This window comes from Pseudomonas sp. B19(2017) (assembly GCF_002113165.1).
Classification (GTDB): domain Bacteria; phylum Pseudomonadota; class Gammaproteobacteria; order Pseudomonadales; family Pseudomonadaceae; genus Aquipseudomonas.
Map to the genome: position 1 here is coordinate 52,072 of NZ_NEJR01000008.1, position 19,221 is coordinate 71,292.

General features: G+C 64.9%; 16 protein-coding genes. 4 read left to right on the plus strand and 12 right to left on the minus strand.

The genetic code is table 11. The annotated features are described in order from the left end of the window. Positions 1-34: 34 nt before the first annotated feature. Both CAF70_RS13280 and CAF70_RS13285 read right to left on the minus strand, forming a co-directional pair. Positions 35-3,115, minus strand: coding sequence for a MexW/MexI family multidrug efflux RND transporter permease subunit (locus CAF70_RS13280; protein ID WP_085625223.1), 3,081 nt, complete (start codon positions 3,113-3,115; stop codon positions 35-37). Beyond that, positions 3,112-4,209: an efflux RND transporter periplasmic adaptor subunit gene (locus CAF70_RS13285; RefSeq protein WP_085625224.1), complete on the minus strand. Its 1,098-nt coding sequence runs from the start codon at positions 4,207-4,209 to the stop codon at positions 3,112-3,114. The genes CAF70_RS13280 and CAF70_RS13285 overlap by 4 nt, the downstream gene beginning before the upstream one ends. 85 nt (positions 4,210-4,294) lie before the next feature. Between CAF70_RS13285 and soxR the strand changes: the two genes are divergently transcribed. Further along, complete coding sequence (soxR, locus tag CAF70_RS13290) at positions 4,295-4,750, plus strand: redox-sensitive transcriptional activator SoxR (protein ID WP_085625225.1); 456 nt, start codon at positions 4,295-4,297, stop codon at positions 4,748-4,750. A 150-nt stretch (positions 4,751-4,900) separates the two neighbouring features. Here the strand turns inward: soxR and CAF70_RS13295 are convergent, their stop codons facing one another. Continuing rightward, on the minus strand, positions 4,901-5,197 hold the full coding sequence (locus CAF70_RS13295; protein WP_085625226.1) for a DUF3144 domain-containing protein: 297 nt from the start codon (positions 5,195-5,197) through the stop codon (positions 4,901-4,903). A gap of 143 nt (positions 5,198-5,340) precedes the next feature. Between CAF70_RS13295 and CAF70_RS13300 the strand changes: the two genes are divergently transcribed. Beyond that, positions 5,341-6,201 carry a CAP domain-containing protein gene (locus CAF70_RS13300; RefSeq protein ID WP_085625227.1) on the plus strand — a complete coding sequence of 287 codons (861 nt, stop codon included), beginning with the start codon at positions 5,341-5,343 and terminating at the stop codon, positions 6,199-6,201. A gap of 52 nt (positions 6,202-6,253) precedes the next feature. Here the strand turns inward: CAF70_RS13300 and CAF70_RS13305 are convergent, their stop codons facing one another. The 5 genes from CAF70_RS13305 to CAF70_RS13325 are packed head-to-tail and all read right to left on the minus strand — an operon-like array spanning position 6,254 to position 12,091. Beyond that, positions 6,254-7,438 (minus strand): acetyl-CoA C-acyltransferase, encoded by a 1,185-nt coding sequence (locus CAF70_RS13305; protein WP_085625228.1) that lies wholly within the window; start codon positions 7,436-7,438, stop codon positions 6,254-6,256. Continuing rightward, positions 7,435-7,887 (minus strand): thioesterase family protein, encoded by a 453-nt coding sequence (locus CAF70_RS13310; RefSeq protein WP_085625229.1) that lies wholly within the window; start codon positions 7,885-7,887, stop codon positions 7,435-7,437. Before CAF70_RS13310 ends, CAF70_RS13305 begins: the two co-directional genes overlap by 4 nt. Further along, positions 7,887-9,050 (minus strand): iron-containing alcohol dehydrogenase, encoded by a 1,164-nt coding sequence (locus CAF70_RS13315; protein WP_085625230.1) that lies wholly within the window; start codon positions 9,048-9,050, stop codon positions 7,887-7,889. Before CAF70_RS13315 ends, CAF70_RS13310 begins: the two co-directional genes overlap by 1 nt. A 30-nt stretch (positions 9,051-9,080) precedes the next feature. Then, the gene (locus CAF70_RS13320; RefSeq protein WP_085625231.1) at positions 9,081-10,856 is read right to left on the minus strand and encodes an acyl-CoA dehydrogenase C-terminal domain-containing protein; all 1,776 of its coding nucleotides are present in this window, start codon (positions 10,854-10,856) and stop codon (positions 9,081-9,083) included. Further along, on the minus strand, positions 10,853-12,091 hold the full coding sequence (locus CAF70_RS13325; RefSeq protein WP_085625232.1) for a 3-hydroxyacyl-CoA dehydrogenase: 1,239 nt from the start codon (positions 12,089-12,091) through the stop codon (positions 10,853-10,855). The genes CAF70_RS13320 and CAF70_RS13325 overlap by 4 nt, the downstream gene beginning before the upstream one ends. 83 nt (positions 12,092-12,174) lie before the next feature. Here CAF70_RS13325 and CAF70_RS13330 point away from each other — a divergent pair, with 83 nt between their 5' ends. Both CAF70_RS13330 and CAF70_RS13335 read left to right on the plus strand, forming a co-directional pair. Then, positions 12,175-13,098 carry a LysR family transcriptional regulator gene (locus CAF70_RS13330; protein WP_085625233.1) on the plus strand — a complete coding sequence of 308 codons (924 nt, stop codon included), beginning with the start codon at positions 12,175-12,177 and terminating at the stop codon, positions 13,096-13,098. Positions 13,099-13,199: 101 nt separating this feature from the next. Next, the gene (locus CAF70_RS13335; protein WP_085625234.1) at positions 13,200-15,161 is read left to right on the plus strand and encodes an alkyl/aryl-sulfatase; all 1,962 of its coding nucleotides are present in this window, start codon (positions 13,200-13,202) and stop codon (positions 15,159-15,161) included. An 82-nt stretch (positions 15,162-15,243) separates the two neighbouring features. Here the strand turns inward: CAF70_RS13335 and CAF70_RS13340 are convergent, their stop codons facing one another. From CAF70_RS13340 to CAF70_RS13355, 4 genes are read right to left on the minus strand one after another with little or no spacing between them, the layout of a single operon-like run. Continuing rightward, positions 15,244-15,537 (minus strand): DUF202 domain-containing protein, encoded by a 294-nt coding sequence (locus CAF70_RS13340; protein ID WP_085625235.1) that lies wholly within the window; start codon positions 15,535-15,537, stop codon positions 15,244-15,246. Then, on the minus strand, positions 15,530-15,916 hold the full coding sequence (locus CAF70_RS13345) for a YidH family protein (RefSeq protein WP_085625236.1): 387 nt from the start codon (positions 15,914-15,916) through the stop codon (positions 15,530-15,532). The genes CAF70_RS13340 and CAF70_RS13345 overlap by 8 nt, the downstream gene beginning before the upstream one ends. Then, positions 15,916-17,226: a DUF1329 domain-containing protein gene (locus CAF70_RS13350; RefSeq protein ID WP_085625237.1), complete on the minus strand. Its 1,311-nt coding sequence runs from the start codon at positions 17,224-17,226 to the stop codon at positions 15,916-15,918. The genes CAF70_RS13345 and CAF70_RS13350 overlap by 1 nt, the downstream gene beginning before the upstream one ends. A 22-nt stretch (positions 17,227-17,248) precedes the next feature. Next, positions 17,249-19,102 carry a DUF1302 domain-containing protein gene (locus CAF70_RS13355; protein WP_085625238.1) on the minus strand — a complete coding sequence of 618 codons (1,854 nt, stop codon included), beginning with the start codon at positions 19,100-19,102 and terminating at the stop codon, positions 17,249-17,251. Positions 19,103-19,221 lie beyond the last annotated feature (119 nt).

Below are 19,221 nucleotides of genomic sequence, written 5' to 3' on the forward strand. Positions count from 1 at the left end.
GGCTGCGCAGCAGCCCCAATGGCCCGGCGCCCCCTCACACGCCCAACACCCGCTCAGCCTCCGCCAACTGCTGCCCTCGCACCTTGGTAACCCGATGGTCGCGCGCCAGCCAGGCATAGATCGTCGGCAGCACAAACAGGGTAAACAAGGTCCCCACCAGCATCCCGCACACGATCACCACGCCCAGGCCAAAGCGGCTGTTGGCCCCGGCGCCACTGGCGAACAGCAGCGGCAGCACGCCGAAAGTCATCGCCGCGGTGGTCATCAGCACCGGCCGCAGGCGTATCTGCGCGGCGCGAACAATGGCGGCGGCGCGGTCAAGGTTGTCACGCACCTGGATCTCGTTGGCAAACTCCACCATCAGGATGCCGTGCTTGCTGATCAGGCCGATCAGGGTCACCAGGCCTATCTGCGTATAGATATTCAGCGTGGCCCAGCCCAGCGCCAGCGGCAGCAGTGCACCACAGATCGAAAGCGGCACGGTCACCAGGATGATCAGCGGGTCCAGCAGGCTTTCGTACTGCGCGGCCAGCACCAGGTAGATCACCACCAGGGCGGCGAGAAACGCCCACATCAGGGCATAGCCCTCCTGTACGTACTGACGCGATTCCGATAGCCAGTCATGGCTGAAGCCAGGTGGCAGTTCAGCGGCAAGCTGTTCGAGAAATGCCACGGCATTGCCCATCGACACACCGGGCGCCGGGATCGCCTGCAGAGTACTGGCGTTCTGCTGGTCGAACTGCAGCAAGCGGTTGGGCGCCACTTCGATGTCCAGCTGCACCACTGTGGCCAGCGGCACCAGGCTGCCGTTTTCGGCGCGCACGTACTGGCGGTTCAGCGCCGCTGGCGTCAGGCGCTGGTCCTGGATGCTTTGCGGGATCACGTCGTAGGAGCGCCCGAACAGGGCGAAACGGTTGAGGTACTGCTCGCCCACCAGCACGCCCAGCGACTCGCCGATGGCCTGCATGCTGATGCCCAGGCTGGCCGCCTTGGCGCGATCGATGCGCACCTTGACCACCGGGTTGTTGTAGTCGAGGTCGCTGTCCACCACGCTGAACAGGCCGCTGTCGCGGGCGCGCTGCTTGATCATCTCCATGGTCTGGTACAGCTCGGGGTAGCCCTGTGCGCTGCGCAATACCATCTGCACCGGCAAGCCACCGCTGGAGCCCGGCAGCGAGGCTACCTGGAAGGCGAAGATGCTACTGCCCTCGATGTCCGCCACGGCCTGCTGCAACTGCGCCTGCACCTGCGCGGCGGAACGCTCGCGGGCCTGCCAGGCGCTGAGGTTGATGCCGCCGAAACTGGCGGCCGGGCCGTCGGTGCCGTTGATGATCCAGGTGTCGGTGGTTTCGGCGAGGGACTTCATCACCTGGTCCAGCTTCAGGGCAAAGCGCTCCACATAATCCAGGCTGGCATGCTGCGGGGACTTGATGGCCGTCAGCACCGCCGCCTGGTCCTCGGGCGGGGCCAGCTCGCGCTGCGGCAGCAGGTACAGCCACGGCAGGCTCAGGCACACCACAAGCGCCACACCACCACTGATCCAGCGATGCGACAGGGTGTAGGCGAGTATTCGCCCATAGGTCCCGGTCAGCATACCGAACAAGCGGTCCGCCATGTTGGCCATGGCACCATGCTGCTGGCCGGGTTGCAACAACAGCGAGCTCATTACCGGCGACAGGGTGAGCGCGACGATGCCGGACACGATCACCGCCCCCGCCAGGGTCAGGGCAAACTCACGGAACAGCGTGCCGGTCAGCCCGCCCATCAAGCCGATCGGCGCGTACACGGCGGCCAGGGTCAGGGTCATGGCGATCACCGGCCCGGCGATTTCCCGCGCCCCGGCCAGCGCCGCGGCAACCGGCGACTTGCCCTCTTCGATATGGCGGTGCACGTTCTCCACCACCACGATGGCATCGTCCACCACCAGGCCGATGGCCAGCACCATCGCCAGCAAGGTCAGCAGGTTCAGGCTGAAGCCGAACAGCAGCATCAGGCCCGCAGCCCCCAACATCGACAGCGGAATGGCCACCACCGCGATCACCACGCTGCGCAGCGAACCCAGGCACAGCCAGATGACCAGCACCACGATCAGCATGGCCTCCACCAGGGTGTGCAGCACCTCGTCGATCGAGGCGTCGATGAAGCGGGCGGTCTCGTAGGCCAGCGCCACCTCCACCCCGGGTGGCAGGGTCTGGCGGATCTGCGGCAGCAGCTGGCGAATACCCTCGACGATCACCAGCGGGTTGCCGGTAGGGGTGGGGAACAGCCCCAGGTGCACGGCGGGCTTGCCGTCCATGGTGGCGCTGGTCTGGGTGGCCGCCGCGCTCAGCTCGACGGTGCCGACATCGCGCAGGCGCACCAGGTCGGTGCCATCGTTGCGGATGATCAGCTCGCGGAAGTCCTCGACCCGGGTCAGGTCAGTGTCCACCTGGATGTCGGCCAGCACGTACTGCCCGCGCACCTGTCCCGGCGTTGCCTGGTAGTTGTTGGCACGCACCGCCTGTGCCACGTCGGCGGCTGTTACCCCACGCCCGGCCATCTGCTCGCTGTCCAGCCACAGGCGCATGGCCAGGCGCTGGCCGCCGAACGACTGCACCTTGGCCACACCATCGATGCCGGAGAACTGCGGCTCCACCACCCGCGACAGGTAATCGCTCAGCTCGGGTATCGACAAGGTTTCGCTGGCAAAGCCTACGTAGGCTACCGCGGTGGAGTCACCTGCCGATAGCTCCACTACCGGGTCGTAGGCCTTTTCCGGCAGGCGATAGCGCACCTGGTTGACCTTGGCCATGGTCTCGGCAAGTGCCTGGGTCGAGTCGCGGTTGAGCACCATGCGCAAGGTGATCAGGCTGCGCCCCTGCTGCGACGACGAGGACAGGTAGTCGATGCCCTCGACCGACGACACCGCCTGGGTGATCGGCTGGGTCACGAAGCCTTGCATCAGCTCGGCGGAGGCACCGGGGTACTCGGTGCTGATGCTGATGGTGGAGGTTTCCAGCAGCGGGTACTGGCGGATCGGCAGCTTGCCCAGGGCAAACAGCCCCAGCAGGATGATCAGGCTGCTGACCACCAGCGCCAGTACCGGGCGGCGGACAAAGAGGTCGGTAAACGTCACGATTGCCGCCCTCCCTGGCTGGCCTGCAGGCTGTCCTGCGCCACGGGCTCGACCGGCATGCCGTCGCTCAGTTTCAACTGGCCAGAAACCACCACCTGGTCACCGGGCGCCAGGCCGGAAGTGATTTCCACCCGCCCCTGCCAGCGCTCACCGGTGGTCACCCGCACCCGGCTGACCCGGGTACCCTGTTGCGGGTCCCGGGTAGCGACGAACACCGTCTGCCCGTAGGCGGTATAGGTGATCGCGGTTTCCGGCACGGCCAGCACGCTTGACGGCTGGGCGGCGTCCAGGCGCACGCCGGCGTACATGCCCGGCTGCAACTGCCCGTCCGGGTTCGGCAAGGCCGCCTGCACCTGCACCAGACGCGCCTTGCTGACCACCGGGTCCACCGCGACCACCCGGGCCTGGAAGTCCTGCCCGCGCACCGCATCCACCGTCAGCGCCAGCAGTTGCCCCACGTGCACTTCGGGGGCCGCTTGTTCGCCCAGGGAAAAATTGACGTGCAGCTGGCTGCTGTCGGCCAGGCTGGCGATGGTCTCACCGGCGCTCAGGTACTGGCCCCGATGCACCCGACGGATGCCGAGCCTGCCGGCAAACGGTGCGCGTATCGCCTTCTGCGCGATCAACGCCTCGACATGCTGCAGCTCGCCGCTGGCTACATCAACGGCGGTGGCGGCATTGTCGAGCAGCTCCTGTGACACGGCGTTAACCGCGCGCAGCTTGCGGCTGCGCTGCAGCACCACTTCGGCATTGCGCAGCCTGGCCCGCAACTGCACACGCTGGGCCTGCTCCGGGGCGTCGTTCAGTTGAACCAGCAACTGCCCTGCACTCACCAATTGCCCCGACTCGAAGGCGATGCGGGTGATGCGCCCCGCCGTCTCGGCCGCCACCTGCACCTGGTTGACCGCCTCCAGCTCTCCCGAGGCAAAATTCTGCCGTGCCAGCTGCACCTGCTCGGCCGTGGCCAGGGCCACCTTGGTCGCCGGCCATGCCGCCGCAGCCGGCGGCGCCGAACCGCTGCCGACCAATGCATAGGCAGCGGCCAGCGCACCTGCAACAGCGCCAGCACAGGCCAGTAACATCCTTTTGTTCATGCAGTGCTCCGATCATCAGGGAAAGCGGTTGCGGGGAAGACCGGACAGGACTATAAGAGCTCGACTTAACTTGAGGTCAACAGGCATGGCAGCGGACAACACACGGATGCTGACGGTAGGGGAAGTGGCCAAACGCAGCGGCGTGGCGGTGTCTGCGCTGCACTTCTACGAGACCAAGGGGCTGATCGCCAGTGTCCGTACGGCGGGTAACCAGCGCCGCTATCCTTCACTGGTGCTGCGCACGCTGGCCATCATCAAAGTGGCGCAGCGCACGGGTATTCCGCTTGAGGAGATCAGGCAGGCCTTCAGCCGCTATGCGCCCAACAGCAAGCTCACGGCAGCGCAGTGGGGCGAAATGTCGACCGCCTGGCGCGAAAACCTGAACGCCCGCATTCGCACCCTGGAAGCGTTGCGCGACAGCCTGGACAACTGCATTGGCTGCGGCTGCCTGTCGCTGGAGGACTGCCCGCTGCGCAACCCCGAGGATGTGCTGGGCAAGGAAGGTACCGGGCCGCGGATCCTGGAGAAGAAGGCCAGATAAGCCATGCACGGTCCTGTAGGAGCGGCCTTGTGTCGCGATGGGCTGCGAAGCGGCCCCAGGATTTCAGCAACAATGAACAAATTGCTGGGGCTGCTTCGCAGCCCATCGCGACACAAGGCCGCTCCTACAGAGACCGCGCACGAGCCGTCGTCAGTCGCCTTTGCCCAGCACATACCGGTCAAAATGCTCGATATGCTCGTCCAGGTTGTCCTCGAGCATCATCCGGTACTGCTCGCAGAAATACTTCAACAGCTCCTCCCGCGCGGCAGCCAGTTCCGCACCAGACTTGAAACTGCGGGCGCTCATCCAGGCATTGAAGCGCGAGGCGCCGAAGGTCAGTGAGGCGCTGACCTTGCCCAGGTCTTCGATTTTCTCGATCTGCTGGTTCGCCAGTTCGATATGCGCATCCGCGCGGTCATAAAAAGCCTGATCGGTAGTTTGGGGCATTGCGGTTTACCTTGTTGCTGCATTCAAGTTGAGTACCCGCGAAAAATTGTACCCCGTACACGTGAACCTGTATTGAGCCGCACAGTCTTAGGCGAGCCCTCAAATCGGCCTTGCCGTCTTTATCCACCAGAGCCATTCACCCCATGCGCCACGCAGTCCGTCGCTCCCCCTTCGTCTCGCTCTGCCTCATTCCTTTTTTCCACCTGTTCGCCAACCCCGCCCAAGCCAGCGGGGAAAGGCAACTGGTGGCAGCCATCAACGACTATCGCGCCCAGCCACAGCGCTGCGAGCGGCGCATTATCCCCGGCTCGACGCCGCTGGTGCTGAAGCCGAAACTGGCGTTGCCGGTCGGCTACGGCGGGGGGTTGCGGGAAGGATTGAAGGCTGCGGGTTATCAGGCGGTGAAGGTGCGCGCCATCCGCCTGGTCGGTGCACGAGATGCCGAGGAGGCCTTTGACATGCTCCGCAGCGACTACTGCACGGCCCTGCTCGATAGCCAATATGCCGATATCGGCGTAAGTCGCTCACGCAACGAGTGGCGGGTGCTGCTGGCTCGGCCCCTGCTCGATGCCCAGCTCGACGATAGGCGATCGGCAAGCAAAGCGTTGCTGGCACAGGTGAACGCCGCAAGGGCGAAACCACGCCTGTGTGGTCGCAAGCGCTTTGCCGCTGCACGCCCGCTGGCCTGGAACACCGCCCTGGGAACGGCGGCGCAGCGACACAGCCGCGCGATGGCCAACGATAATTTCTTCGCGCACCGCGACCTCGACGGTGATCTACCCGCGGATCGGGCATGGGATGCCGGCTACCGTGGGCGGCAGATCGGCGAGAACATTGCCGCAGGCCAAGGGTCACCGAGCAAGGCGATGGCAGGTTGGCTGGCCAGCCCCGGGCACTGCGCCAACCTGATGAACCCGATGTTTACCCAGGTGGGCGCGGCATTTGCCGAGAACTCGCGTAGCGATAACGGCGTGTACTGGACGATGCTGTTCGGCGCGCCCTGACTGGTTCAGGCTGCGGCCAGCCGCCGAGGCCGGGGCTGGCCTGACGGATGCTCTACAGCACTTCGAACAACCCTGCCGCGCCCATCCCGCCGCCAACGCACATGGTCACCACCACGTACTTCACCCCGCGCCGCCTGCCCTCCAGAAGCGCATGCCCGACCATCCGCGCCCCGCTCATGCCGTAGGGGTGGCCGATGGCAATGGCACCGCCATTGACGTTCAGCTTCGCAGGGTCTATCTGCAAACGCTGGGCACAGTACAGTACCTGGCAGGCGAACGCTTCGTTCAGCTCCCACAGACCGATGTCGTCCACCTTCAGGCCGTGCTGGTGCAGCAACCTGGGCACCGCCAGCACCGGGCCGATACCCATTTCTTCAGGAGCCAGGCCGGCCACGGCGATACCACGATACAGCCCCAGCGGCGCCTTGCCCGACCTTGCGGCCAGTGCGCCTTCCATCAGCACGCAGGCACTGGCGCCATCAGACAGCTGGCTGGCATTGCCGGCCGTCACGCAGCCGCCTTCGATAACAGGCTCCAGCCTTTGCAGGTCTGCCAGGGTGGTCGCCGGCCGGTTACCTTCATCCTGGCTGAGGCAGACTTCCTCATGGCTCACCGCACCGGACAGCTTGTCGACCACCTTCCTGCGTGCCGAGACGGGCACGATTTCATCGGCAAACAACCCCGCCGCCTGCGCCGCTGCAGTGCGCTGCTGCGACTGCAAGGCGTAGGCGTCCTGCGCTTCCCGGCTGATGCCATAGCGGCGGGCGACAAACTCGGCGGTTTGCAGCATCGGCATGTAGGCATGTTCGCTCATCCGCAGCACAGCAGGGTCATAGGCCTCGCTGGCCAGCTGGTTGTGCACCTGCTGGACCAGGCTGATCTGCTCCTGGCCGGCGCCGATGGTCACCTGCATGCCATCGACAATGATTTGCTTGGCCGCTGTAGCGATGGCCATCAGGCCCGACGCACACTGGCGGTCGAGGGTCTGCCCGCTGACCGATTGCGGCAAACCGGCAGCCAGCGCCGACAGTCGGCCAGGGTTGATCGCGGCAGTACCACTCTGCATGGCGGTACCCAGCACCAGATCCTCCACCTGCGCCGGCTCGATACCAGCCCGCTCGACGGCTGCCCGAATGGCGACGGCAGTCATGCTGGGGGTTTTCAGGTCGTTGAAGGCGCCACGCATGGCTTTGCCGATGGGTGTACGGGCAGTGGCTACGATCACGGCGTCTTTCATGGTCGAAATTCCTCAGGGGATAAAGGCTGCAGTTCGCTCAACACCTGCCGCAAGCGGGCAGGCACCGGGACCGGGCGTCGGCCCTCCCGGTCGACGAATACATGGACGAAGCGTCCGGTAGCGCAAGCCAGGGATTGGCCCTGGATGAATACGGCCAACTGGTACTGCACCGAGGTGTTGCCCAGCCGGCTTACCGCCAGGCCCACCTCGATGCCCTGCGGAAACGCTACAGGCGACTGGTAGTCGCAGGCCGAACTGACCACCAGCGCAATCGCCGCGCCATGGTGGATATCCAGTCCGCCCTGCTCGATCAGCAGGCGGTTCACGGCGCTGTCGAAAAAGCCGTAATAGACCACGTTGTTCACGTGCCCGTAGGCGTCATTGTCATGCCAACGGGTGGCGATTGGCGTGTAGTGCCGGTAGTAGTCACGTTGCCGATGCACACTCATCAGTAGGCAGCCTCGTAGATGGCCAGTGCATCGGCCTGGGTGACTTCACGCGGGTTGTTGATCAGCAGGCGCTGCTGTTGCATGGCATCTTCTGCCAGTTGCGGCAGGCGATGGCGCGGAACATCGGCATCACGCAGCCGCCCAGGCAAACCGCAGCGGGCGCCCAGCGCGGCCAGTTCCTCGACGAACTGATCAGCCTGCCGGTACAGGTCGCCAGGCTGCAACCGTGCGCCCAACAGGGGCACCGCCAGCTGGGCATAGTCCGTCACCGCCACGGGCAGGTTGAAACGCAGCACATGCGGCAACACCAATGCATTGGACAGGCCATGGGGAATGTGGAAGTGCCCACCCAATGGATATGCCAGCGCGTGCACGGCCGCCACCGGAGCATTGGCAAACGCCTGGCCGGCCAGGCAGGCGCCCAGCAGCATGGCCTGACGCGCGTCCAGATTGCCGCCGTTGTGCACGGCCTGATCCAGGTTTTCCGCCAGCAGCCGCAGGGCCTCGCGCGCCAGCAGGCTCGACAGCGGGTTGCGCTTGAGACGGCTGGTATAGGCTTCGATGGCATGCACCATGGCATCGATACCGGTTGCGGCGGTTACCGCCGGGGGCAGGCCGAGGGTGCACACGGCATCGAGTACCGCCAGGTCCGGCAGCAGCAGCGGCGAGACGATGCCCATCTTGCTGGTGGCGCCGGTGGTGACGATGGCGATCGGCGTTACCTCCGAACCGGTGCCGGCCGTGGTCGGCACCTGGATCAACGGCAGGCGTCGGCCCTTGGCCTTGTCCATGCCATAGAGCTCGGCAAGCGGCTGGTTGCAGTCGCGGTGGGCCAGCAGCGCGACCAGCTTGGCAACATCCATCGAACTGCCGCCGCCAAAGCCCACCACCAGGTCGGCACCGATATGCCGGGCCCGCTGGGCGGCGGCCAGTACACAGGCTTCGCTGGGGTCGGCGGTAACCTCGCTGAAGATAGCCACGCCGACCTTGGCCGTCGTGAATCCCGGCAGCAGATCATCAAGCATACCCAGGCGGGCGATACCGGGGTCACTGACGATCAGCACGCGCCGTGCGCCGCGCTCGCGGCACAGAGTGGCAAGGCGCTGCACCGCGCCCGCTTCGCAGAGGATCTGCCCGGTAGTGGCAAAGCTGAAAGGCTGCATCTGGCTCTCCTTGTCGTCGTTGGCCCTGCGTCAGAAGGCAAAGTCGCTCGCTGGCAGTGCCATGAGGCAATCTGCACCGCCCAGCAGGGCTTCGCGGTGCGCGGTGGCGCGGGGCAGGACGCGTCGCCAGTAGAACTGCGCCGCGTGCAGCTTGGCCCGGTAGAAATCCGTTTCGGCACTGCCGCCAGCCAGCGCCGTCTCGGCGCGCACGGCCGCCTGCAGCCACAACGCGGCAAGCAGCACATAGGCCGAGTAGGCCAGGAAGTCCACCGAGACCGCGCCCATTTCCTGAGGGTCACGCTGGCAAGCCTCGACTACATGGCCTGCCAGCGCACGCCATTCCTCCAGGCGCTGCCCGACCGCTGTCGCCATGGCATGCAGACCACCACCGACACCAGCCGCCTCGACATGCAGGGCCAGTTCATCGACCAGCAAGTTCAGCTCGGCCCCGCCGTCGCCCAGCAGCTTGCGGCGCACCAGGTCGAGAGCCTGGATGCCGTTGGTGCCTTCATAGAGCTGGGTGATGCGGCTGTCGCGCATCAACTGCTCCATGCCCCACTCGCGGATATAGCCGTGTCCGCCATATAGCTGCACGCCAAGGCTGGCTACCTCCTGCCCGACATCGGTAAAAAACGCCTTGACGATCGGGATCAGCAGTGCCGCCCGCCGGGTTGCGCCCTTGCGTGCCTGATCGCTCGCCGCTGCGTGTTCCAGGTCGAGCTGCCGGGCGGTATAGATGGCCAGCATACGGCAGCCCTCGGTGAGGGTTTTCTGGGTCAGCAGCATGCGTCGCACATCCGGGTGGACAATGATCGGATCGGCCGGCTTGTCCGCCGCCGCCGGGCCGGTCAGCGCGCGCGATTGCAAGCGCTCGCGTGCATAGGCCAGGCCACCCTGGAAGGCCGCTTCGGCGATACCCAGCCCCTGAAGACCGACTTGGAAACGGGCGTCGTTCATCATGGTAAACATGCACGCCAGGCCTTGGTTGGCCTCGCCTACCAGCCATCCCTGGGCACCGTCGAAATTCATAACGCAAGTCGAGGCGCCCTTGATGCCCATCTTGTGCTCCAGCGCGCCACAGCCCAACGCGTTGCGTTCGCCGCCCGGCAGCAGCTTGGGCACCAGGAACAGGCTGATGCCCCGCACCCCGGCCGGCGCATCGGGCAGGCGTGCAAGTACCAGATGAACGATATTGTCGGTCAGGTCCTGTTCGCCGCCACTGATGAAGATCTTGCTGCCTGTGATGCGACAGGAACCGTCGACCTGCGGCTGGGCGCGGGTGCGCAGCAAGGCCAGGTCGGTGCCGGCCTGCGGCTCGGTGAGGCACATGGTGCCGGCCCACTCGCCACTGACCATGCGCGCCAGATAAGACTGCTGCAACGCCGGGCTGCCATGGCGATGCAGGGCCAGCACGGCACCCTCGGTGAGGCCGGAGTAGATGCGGAACGACAACGACGCGGCCATCAGCATTTCGTGGAAGCTGGCGGAGGCCATTTGCGGCAGCCCCTGCCCGCCGTAAGCCTGCGGCCCGGTCATGCTGGCCCAGCCATGGGCCACGTACTGCCGGTAGGCGTCGCGGAAACCATCGGGCGTGATGACCTCCCCCTCAACCAGCTGGCAGCCCTGCTCGTCACTGTTGCGGTTGAGCGGAGCGACTACCTCGCCGGTAAAGCGCGCGGCCTCTTCCAGTATGCCGTCGAGCGTGTCGCGGTCCAGTTCGATACCCAGCTGCTGACAATGGGCGGCAACGTCGAACAGCTCGTGCAGCACGAAGCGCATGTCGCGCAAGGGAGCCTGGTAGTTCATGCCTGAACCTCCGCCTGCTGCTCGAAACGCTTGCCGCTGGCCACCAGCGTGTAGAGCAGAGCGGCCGGGCGCCAGTGCTCGCCCAGTACACTTTGCAGGTATTCCAGCCGGGCCAGGACGAATGCTGCACCCTGGTCATCGGCCCAGCGCATCGGGCCGCCTTTGGCCGCAGGGAAGCCATAACCATTGAGCCACACCCGGTCGATGTCGGCGCTGCTGGCAGCGATGCCTTCCTGCAGAATCTTCGCGCCCTCGTTGACCAGCGCCAGCAGGCAGCGCTCGACGATTTCCTCGGCGCTGATGCCTCGGCGTCGGTAACCCAGGTCGTTGGAGATATTGAGCACCAGGGCGTCGACCTCGGGGTCATGCTCGGCCTGGCGGCTGCCAGGTGCATAACGGTAATAGCCCTTCCCCGTCTTCTGACCCAGCCGGCCCAGATCACACAGCGCATTATCCACTTGCACCAGCGGATCGTGCATGCCCTGCCTGGCCAGCTGGCGGGCACGCCATTCCAGGTCGATGCCGACCACGTCGTACATGCGAAACGGGCCCATGGCAAAACCGAACTGTTGCAGCACCGCATCCACCTGGTGCGGCAGCGCGCCTTCGAGCAGCAACTTGCGTGCTTCGGCCACATAACTGCGCAGCATGCGATTGCCAATGAAACCGGGGCAGTTGCCGGCCACTACCGCCACCTTGCCCAGGCGCTCGCCCAGCGCCAGGGCGGTATGGAGCACAGCCTTGTCGGTGTGCGCGCCGCGCACTATTTCGAGCAGCTTCATGACATGCGCGGGGCTGAAGAAATGCAGGCCCAGAACGTGCGACGGTCGCCGGGTTACCGCCGCGATCGCGTCGATGTCCAGCGCCGAGGTATTACTGGCCAGGATCGCCTCCGGTTTGAGGTGCTGATCCAGGGCCCGGAAGATTTCCTGTTTGAGTTCAAGGCTTTCATACACTGCCTCGATCACCAGATCGGCCTGGGCCAGCGCTGCGTAGCCATCCACCGCCTGCACCCGTGCCTGGCAGGCTTCGGCCTCGGCCTGGGTGACACGCTGCTTCTCCACCTGCTGGGTCCAGGCCTGGCTGACCATGCTCAGGCCAGCGTCCAGGGCTGATGCGTTGCTGTCGAGCCACAGCACCGACAGCCCGGCACTGGCGAGGCTGATGACAATGCCGCGGCCCATCGTACCTGCGCCTATCACGGCCACCTGGTTGATCGGAAAGGGGGTATTCACGCGCAACGCTCCTGCTTGTTGTAAGTATGAGGACAGGCATCACCCTAAGCAGGCCGCAGGTATTTTTGAAATTTCAATTTCGTATGCCATATATTCTGCCCATGAATATTTCTAACTTCGATCTGAACCTGCTGCGGGTCTTCGACATGTTGCTGCGCGAGCAGAACGTCTCACGGGCGGCTGAACGCCTGGCCCTGACCCAGCCCACTGTCAGCAACGCCCTGGCGCGGCTGCGCGACCAGCTGGGCGACCCGCTGCTGGTTCGTGTGGGCCGGCGCATGCGCCCTACACCACGGGCGTTGGCACTGGAAGGGCCGATTCGAGCGGCGCTGCAACAAATCGAGCAGACCCTGGCCACTGGCGATGCCTTCGAGCCACAGCGCAGCCACCGTCAGCTGCGTATCGCCCTTACCGACTTCGTCGAACAGTTGTGCATGCCGCCGCTGCTAGGGCGCCTGCAGGTACTGGCCCCGCACTTGCGCATCGATGTGGTGCACCTGGCTCCCAATCTGCCGGCCGAAGCGCTGGACCGCGGCGACCTCGACCTGGTACTGGGGCGCTTCGATGAGGTACCGGCGCGCTTCAGCCGCCGCCCCTGGAGGCGTGAAACCCTGCAAGTCGCGTTGCGCCAGAAGCATCCGCAGCTGGCGCCGGACCAGGCACTGGATCTTCAGGCGTTTCTCGGTTTGCGGCACATCTGGGTACACGGTGGCCAGACCCGCGGCATGGTCGACCAATGGCTGGCAGAACAAGGCCTGACCCGGCAAATTGCCTACACCACCCCCAACTACCTTCAAGCAGCGCATCTGGCCGCCGCCACCGAAATGTGCGTGGTGCTGCCGCGGCAACTTGCGCAGCAGTTCGCGAAGTTGCTGCCCTTGGCGGTGCACGAACTGCCCTTCGCCCTGGAGCCCTTCGAGCTGGAACTGGTGCACCTGACCCATCGTCGGCACGACCCCGCCCTGGCCTGGCTGGTGGAGCAGATCCTGGAGCTTCCGTCTGCCTGAGGCCATCAGCAAATGCGATGGCAACCATGCCGCTCTGGTATTGGCTGGTGCCTGAACCCGTCCCCTACAGTGGTCCGCCACCATAACAACAAGGACACACCATGCGCTTCCCACTGTCGATGCTGGCGCTCGCCCTGCTGGCGCCCCTCCCGAGCCTGGCCACTACGGCGGCAAAGGACGCCACCCCGGCCACCCAGGCCAGCAACCAGCAATGGCTGCAACGCCTGCCTTTCGATGACCACGGGGATTTCGAAGCTGCCCGGCGCGGGCTGCTCGAACGCTTCGACGGGCCGGTCGCGACGGCCGATGGCAAGACTGTGTGGGACCTGGGTCAGTATCGTTTTCTCGACCCGACGCAGGCCCCGGCCACGGTAAACCCCAGCCTGTGGCGCATCGCCCAGCTGAACACCATCGCCGGCCTGTTCAAGGTCACCGAAGGCATCTACCAGGTCCGCGGCCTGGACCTGGCCAACATGACCATCGTTGAAGGCCATGACGGGCTGATCGTGCTCGATCCGCTGCTGGCCGTCGAAACCGCCAGGGCGGGCCTTGAACTGTATTTTCGGCACCGCCCGCGCAAGCCGGTGACCACGCTGATCTACACCCACCCGCACATCGACCATTTCGGCGGCGCGCGCGGGGTGATCGACGAGGCAGACGTAAAGGCCGGCAAGGTCCAGGTCATTGCACCCGAAGGCTTCTTCGAGCATGCCATCGGCGAAAACGTGCTGGCCGGCCCGGCCATGAAGCGCCGCGCCCAGTACATGTACGGCGCCCCCCTGCCCCGCGGGCCACGCGGCCAGGTGGATGCCGGTCTGGGCAAAGGGGTGCCGGCCAACGCCACCGTCAGCCTGATAGCGCCGACGCTGGAAATCAGCCAGCCGCTGCAACGCATGACCTTCAGCGGCGTGGAGGTAGAGTTCCAGTTGACCCCGGGCACCGAAGCGCCAGCGGAGATGAACATCTACTTCCCTGGGTTCAAGGCTCTGTGCATGGCCGAGAACGCCACCCACGTGCAGCACAATGTGCTGACCCTGCGCGGTGCGCTGGTACGCGACCCGAAAGTCTGGGCGCACTACCTGGACCAATCGCTGTTGCGTTACGGCGATCAGGCCGAGGTAGTGTTTGCCCAGCATCACTGGCCGACCTGGGGCGGGCCGTCAATCCGCGAGTACCTGGCCGACCAGCGCGACATGTATGCCTTCATCGATAGCCAGACCTTGCGCCTGATCAACCAGGGCCAGACACCAATGGAAATCGCCCAGAGCCTGGCCAACCTTCCGCCGCGCCTGGCCAGCAAGTGGTACAGCCGCGACTACTATGGCTCGCTTAGCCATAACGTACGTGCGGTCTACCAACGCTACATGGGCTTTTACGATGGCAACCCGGCCAACCTCGACCCACTACCGCCGCAAGCTGCCGGCAAGCGCTACGTGGCGGCAATGGGTGGCGCCGATCAGGTGCTGGCCCAGGCACGCCAAGCCTTTGCCGAAGGTGACTACCGCTGGGTCGCGCAGCTGGTGAACCATCTGGTATTCGCAGAACCGGGCAATACCGCAGCGCGCGAACTGCAGGCCGATGCGCTGGAACAGCTGGGTTACCAGAGCGAGAACGCTACCTGGCGCAACGCCTACCTTAGCGGCGCCCAGGAGCTGCGCGGTGGAGTAGCCGCCGCTACCGGCAGTGGCGGCAATGCCGACGACATGGTGCGGGCACTGACCCCAAGCCTGTTCTTCGATTACCTTGGGGTACGGGTGGATGCCTTCAAGGCGGCGGAGAGCGATCTGAGCATCAACTGGCGCTTCACCGACCTGGGCGAAGACTACGCCCTGACCCTGCGCAACGGCGTGCTCACCCATCGCGACCTGACTCGTCACGCCCAGGCCGATGTGCAGGTGAGCATGAGCAAACAGACGTTGGACCGCATTGCCCTGAAGCAGACCGGGTTCCTCAAGGAAGCCACGCTGGGCGAGATCTCCATCGAAGGCGAGCGGGTGAAGTTCCTGCGTTTCATGGGCGGCCTGGAGAATGCCGATTCCCGTTTCAACATCGTGACCCCTTGAGCGCCGGCGTCTTCGCCGGCAAGCCCGCTCTCACAGGTACCGCAATCGCGTCTGGATTCACATCGTACCTGTGGGAGGGGTTTCAGCCCCCGTTCGCCAACCGGTACAACCCTGCCAGCGCCATCAGGCACACCGCGCTACCCAGCACCACTACCGGCAAAATCGCAGGCTGACCGCGCTCGGCCCGCAACATCGCCAGCCCCTCGCTGTAGCGCCGCCCCTGGCGGGCCAACAGCGTCAGCGTTGCGAAGCCGACCACTGCCGCCAGCGCCAGGTCGCCCTGTCGCAAAGCCAACCCCGCGACTGCCACCAGTGCCAGCCAGGTACGCCGCCAAGCCAGTTCGGTGCGTTCGGCCTGCAAGCCCGGATCAGACATGCCAGCGCGGCCACAACACGACAGCGGCCATCAACGCCGCGATCAGGCAACCCAGTGCCAACAGCGGCACCAGCGCCGGCAGCGGTAATGGCCGGCGCTGACGCAAGGCACGCTCCACACGCAGCCAGCGCAGGCAGGCGCCGGCGCTCAGCAACATGCTCAGCAACATCAGGCTGCCGACAAGCCAGAGCCGAAGCGGTGCCTGCAGGGCCTGGCCGGCAAAGGTCTCGATGGCAATGCCACCTCCCAGCAACGCCAGCGCGGTACGGATCCAGGCCAGGAAAGTGCGCTCGTTGGCCAAGGTGAAGCGAGGGTCGGGCGCCTCGCCCTGCCCCAGCAGACGCCGAGCCCAGCCCGGCCGTGGTTCAAACACGTCCATCAGCGCACGCCAAAGCTGCGCAGGGCGCCGGGAGAAAAATACGAAAGGCTGGTGCGAACATTGAAGTCGAACGGTCGACGCTGCTCGTTGATCAGCCCCGACGCATGGTAGCGGCCACTCTTGAGGTCATAGGTGACCTCCATTGCATTGACCGCCACCTCGCCGCTCGGGTGGTAGAAGCTGTGGGCCTGTGATGTACGCCACAGATGGCCGCCAGCATCGTAGCTGTCGGTTTCGAGAATGGCCCAGGTGTCTTCGTCCACATAGAAGCGTCGCTTGGCGTAGATGTGCTGGGCGCCGGGCTTCAGCGTCGCCTCCACCACCCACACCCGGTGAAGCTCGTAGCGTGTGGGCGCCGGATTGACATGACCAGGCCTGATCAGCTCGGCATAGCGCAGCTCGGGCGATGCCAGGCGGTAGCTGTTGTACGGCACGTGCAGGGCCTGCTTGCCCAGCAGCTTCCACTGGTAACGGTCGGGGGCGCCATTGAACATGTCGCGGCTGTCGGCAGTACGCAGGCCTGCGGTGCCTGGCCCCGTGGTGTCGTAGGCGATGTTCGGCGCGCGCCGCACACGCCGCTGACTGGCACTGTAGACCCAGGACAAGCGGGGCTCGGCTACCTGGTCAAGGGTTTCGTGAACCACCATGGCATCACCGGCAAGCCGTGATGGTGCCGTCATGCGGTAGGTGAAGTAATACAGCACATTGCTTGCACCCAGCCCGCCCAGGCCTTCCGGGCGGGCTACATCCTGGCGCGCGCTCATCAGCACGAAGCGGCCGTTCTTGAATGGTGTGACGCTGTCGGACATCTGAATGTAGCTGGCATTGCGGTGCCGGGTCAGATGGTTCCAGATCACTTCCAGGCCGTTGTCCGGCCGGGGAAACGCAATCACTCCATTGAACCTGCGAAGGCCGTTGCCCTGGTCATCCAGCTGTGCCTGCGCTGCGTTGCGGGCGACCGAGGCGGCGACGCCGGCAGGCACCGCGACACTGCGATGGGTGGGGTAGACCGGCAGTTCGAAGCTGTGCGGGAAGCGCTTGAGCAAGGCTACCTGGCCATCGGAAAGCTGGCCCTGGTAACGCTGATAATTGGCCGCCGTGATCCGGTAAAGCGGCTGCTCGGCGGCGTACGGATCCAGCGGCGTGCCGTTATCACCCAGACGCTGCTGGGCGACGCTCAACCCGCCTTGCCAGGCCGGGATCCGGCCGTCCGGGCTGGCCGCGCGTTCGGCGCCCACAGGGGTCAGGTTGTCTGGCAGGCCTGTCGCAGCCAGCGCGCCGCTGGCCCAGAACAGGCCGATCATCACCATTCGCATATTCATCATCATGCCCTCAGAAGGTGACGCCCAGGCTCAGCGAGACAAAGTCCCGGTCACCGCGGGTGCCATAGTCGCCATCGATAAAGTCGGTGTACGAAAGGCTCAGGCTGTAGGTACTGGCAAGCGTCGCATCCAGCCCGACGCTCACGGCCTTGGAGCCTTCGCTGAAAGCCGAGCCTTCCACCGGGCCTGTACCGTGCACGTCGTGCGACCAGGACAGGTTCGGCCGCAGGTCGAAGCCGGCGATCACGTTGGGGTAGGTCAAAGTCGCGCGTAACCGGTAGCCCCAGGAGAACGGGGTCATGAAGCCTTGGTCGTTACAGTGCTCTGGCGTCTTGGAAATCGCCCGGCATACGCTGTTGTCTGCCAGCGCGCCACTGTTGAAGGTACCCGAGCGGCCGTAACGCGGGCCTCCGCCGCCCTCCAGCCCGCCGACGTAGGTGGCCCCGGCTTCGCCCACCAGTAGCATCTGGTTGGCCCCCAGTACCTGGCTGAAGGCATGTACGGCGGTCACCTGAAGCTGGGTCACCTCCTTGCGCCGGTAGCCGTCGAACAGGGTGCTGGCACTGTCTGGCCGCAGCCCGTCGCCCAGCAAAGGCGAACGCCCCTCGACGTTGAGCAGCGACTGGATGATGTCGGTACCGTTGAGTTGCATGGGCATATTCGGCCGGTAACTCAGCTCACCCTGCAGGGCCGTACCGCTGCGCAGGGTAGTGGCGAACGACAACCCGTACATGCGGATGTCCTCGGGGTACTGCACACGGTACTGGGAGGTACCCAGGCGCAATGCGCCGACCAGCGACTGACCGGCTGCGGAGCCGAGGAACCCGGCGCAGCCGGCCGGGCCGATGCCCAGGTTGGCGCACAACTGGGGGGCGAAGCGGCTGTTGTCGAAATAAGGGCTGCTGACCGTCCCCAGATAAGGCGTGCGGCTGTGGTAGTTGGCTGCGTAGGCACCGAACTCGGTGTCCAGCGCCGCCACGTACCAGCGCAACGAAACACCCCACTGCCCGCCGTCGCGGGCATCCTGGTCACTGCCCCGGGGTATGCGCACGCCTTCGCTGGTCAGGTTCACGCCAAAGGGTACAAGGCCGGCCACGGCAGCCGGGTTGCCAAGCAACCTGGCTCCCACGTCCAGGCCATCGCAACCATCGGGCAGGAAGTCGTTATTGGAGAAGAACGTGCCACAGTTGTCGAGCTGGGTCTGGTCCCAGTCCAACTGGTAGAAGCCATCGACCGACAACGCCTCGGTCAGGTTCTGCGTGAGATAGAACAGGTTCACCGGCACCAGCGCGTCCTTCACCTCGGAGCCTGGGCGGCGCAGCGCCGCCAGGTTGAAGGGATTGATGACGTTCAGCCCGCCCTGGATGAAGGTGCTCTCGCCCCAGTTCACTACCTGCTTGCCCAGCCTTGCCGAGCCTGGCTGGCCATCAATGTCGTAGAGGTAGTAGCCAAAGGCGTCGAGCAACTGGGTACCTGCGGTCTTGGCCGAGCGCTTGCGGTTGTTGTCCTCGACCTGCTTGAAGCGCTGGTCATGGTCGCGCAGCGCCGTGTCGTACCAGTAGGTGCCACGCAGGAACACACCCAGGTTGGCATGTTTGAGTTCCAGATCATGGGTACCTTTGAACACTGCCGAAAATACATCGCCCGAGGCAAAGTTCAGGCGGCCGTCATCACTGTTTGCACTATTGTGCAAAGCCGGGTCCGGGTTGGCAGTGGAAATGCTGGTACCCAATGAAAACGCTGAATCAAACTGTCCTTCTAACTCTCCCAGATTAAATTGAACAGCCAGGGCAGGTACAGAAAAAAGTACAGACGACGCAAGCAGCGACAACGGTCCCGAAAGACCAGAAGCACGAAATGCCATCACTCTTAACCTCTTATTGTGTTTATTCGAGAGTGAGTTGCGAGTTAGCGCAGAAACACGGCGCCAAGGCTTGTGTAAAAGGGGCTGGATAAATAAGTGAACGTTTCTGTTATCCTCGG

Bases quoted from the DNA above. Each gene is read 5' to 3' on its own strand.
- CAF70_RS13285 (WP_085625224.1), bottom strand. From the start codon at position 4,209: ATGAACAAAAGGATGTTACTGGCCTGTGCTGGCGCTGTTGCAGGTGCG.
- soxR (WP_085625225.1), top strand. From the start codon at position 4,295: ATGGCAGCGGACAACACACGGATGCTGACGGTAGGGGAAGTGGCCAAA.
- CAF70_RS13295 (WP_085625226.1), bottom strand. From the start codon at position 5,197: ATGCCCCAAACTACCGATCAGGCTTTTTATGACCGCGCGGATGCGCAT.
- CAF70_RS13300 (WP_085625227.1), top strand. From the start codon at position 5,341: ATGCGCCACGCAGTCCGTCGCTCCCCCTTCGTCTCGCTCTGCCTCATT.
- CAF70_RS13305 (WP_085625228.1), bottom strand. From the start codon at position 7,438: ATGAAAGACGCCGTGATCGTAGCCACTGCCCGTACACCCATCGGCAAA.
- CAF70_RS13310 (WP_085625229.1), bottom strand. From the start codon at position 7,887: ATGAGTGTGCATCGGCAACGTGACTACTACCGGCACTACACGCCAATC.
- CAF70_RS13315 (WP_085625230.1), bottom strand. From the start codon at position 9,050: ATGCAGCCTTTCAGCTTTGCCACTACCGGGCAGATCCTCTGCGAAGCG.
- CAF70_RS13320 (WP_085625231.1), bottom strand. From the start codon at position 10,856: ATGAACTACCAGGCTCCCTTGCGCGACATGCGCTTCGTGCTGCACGAG.
- CAF70_RS13330 (WP_085625233.1), top strand. From the start codon at position 12,175: ATGCCATATATTCTGCCCATGAATATTTCTAACTTCGATCTGAACCTG.
- CAF70_RS13335 (WP_085625234.1), top strand. From the start codon at position 13,200: ATGCGCTTCCCACTGTCGATGCTGGCGCTCGCCCTGCTGGCGCCCCTC.
- CAF70_RS13340 (WP_085625235.1), bottom strand. From the start codon at position 15,537: ATGTCTGATCCGGGCTTGCAGGCCGAACGCACCGAACTGGCTTGGCGG.
- CAF70_RS13345 (WP_085625236.1), bottom strand. From the start codon at position 15,916: ATGGACGTGTTTGAACCACGGCCGGGCTGGGCTCGGCGTCTGCTGGGG.
- CAF70_RS13350 (WP_085625237.1), bottom strand. From the start codon at position 17,226: ATGGTGATGATCGGCCTGTTCTGGGCCAGCGGCGCGCTGGCTGCGACA.
- CAF70_RS13355 (WP_085625238.1), bottom strand. From the start codon at position 19,102: ATGGCATTTCGTGCTTCTGGTCTTTCGGGACCGTTGTCGCTGCTTGCG.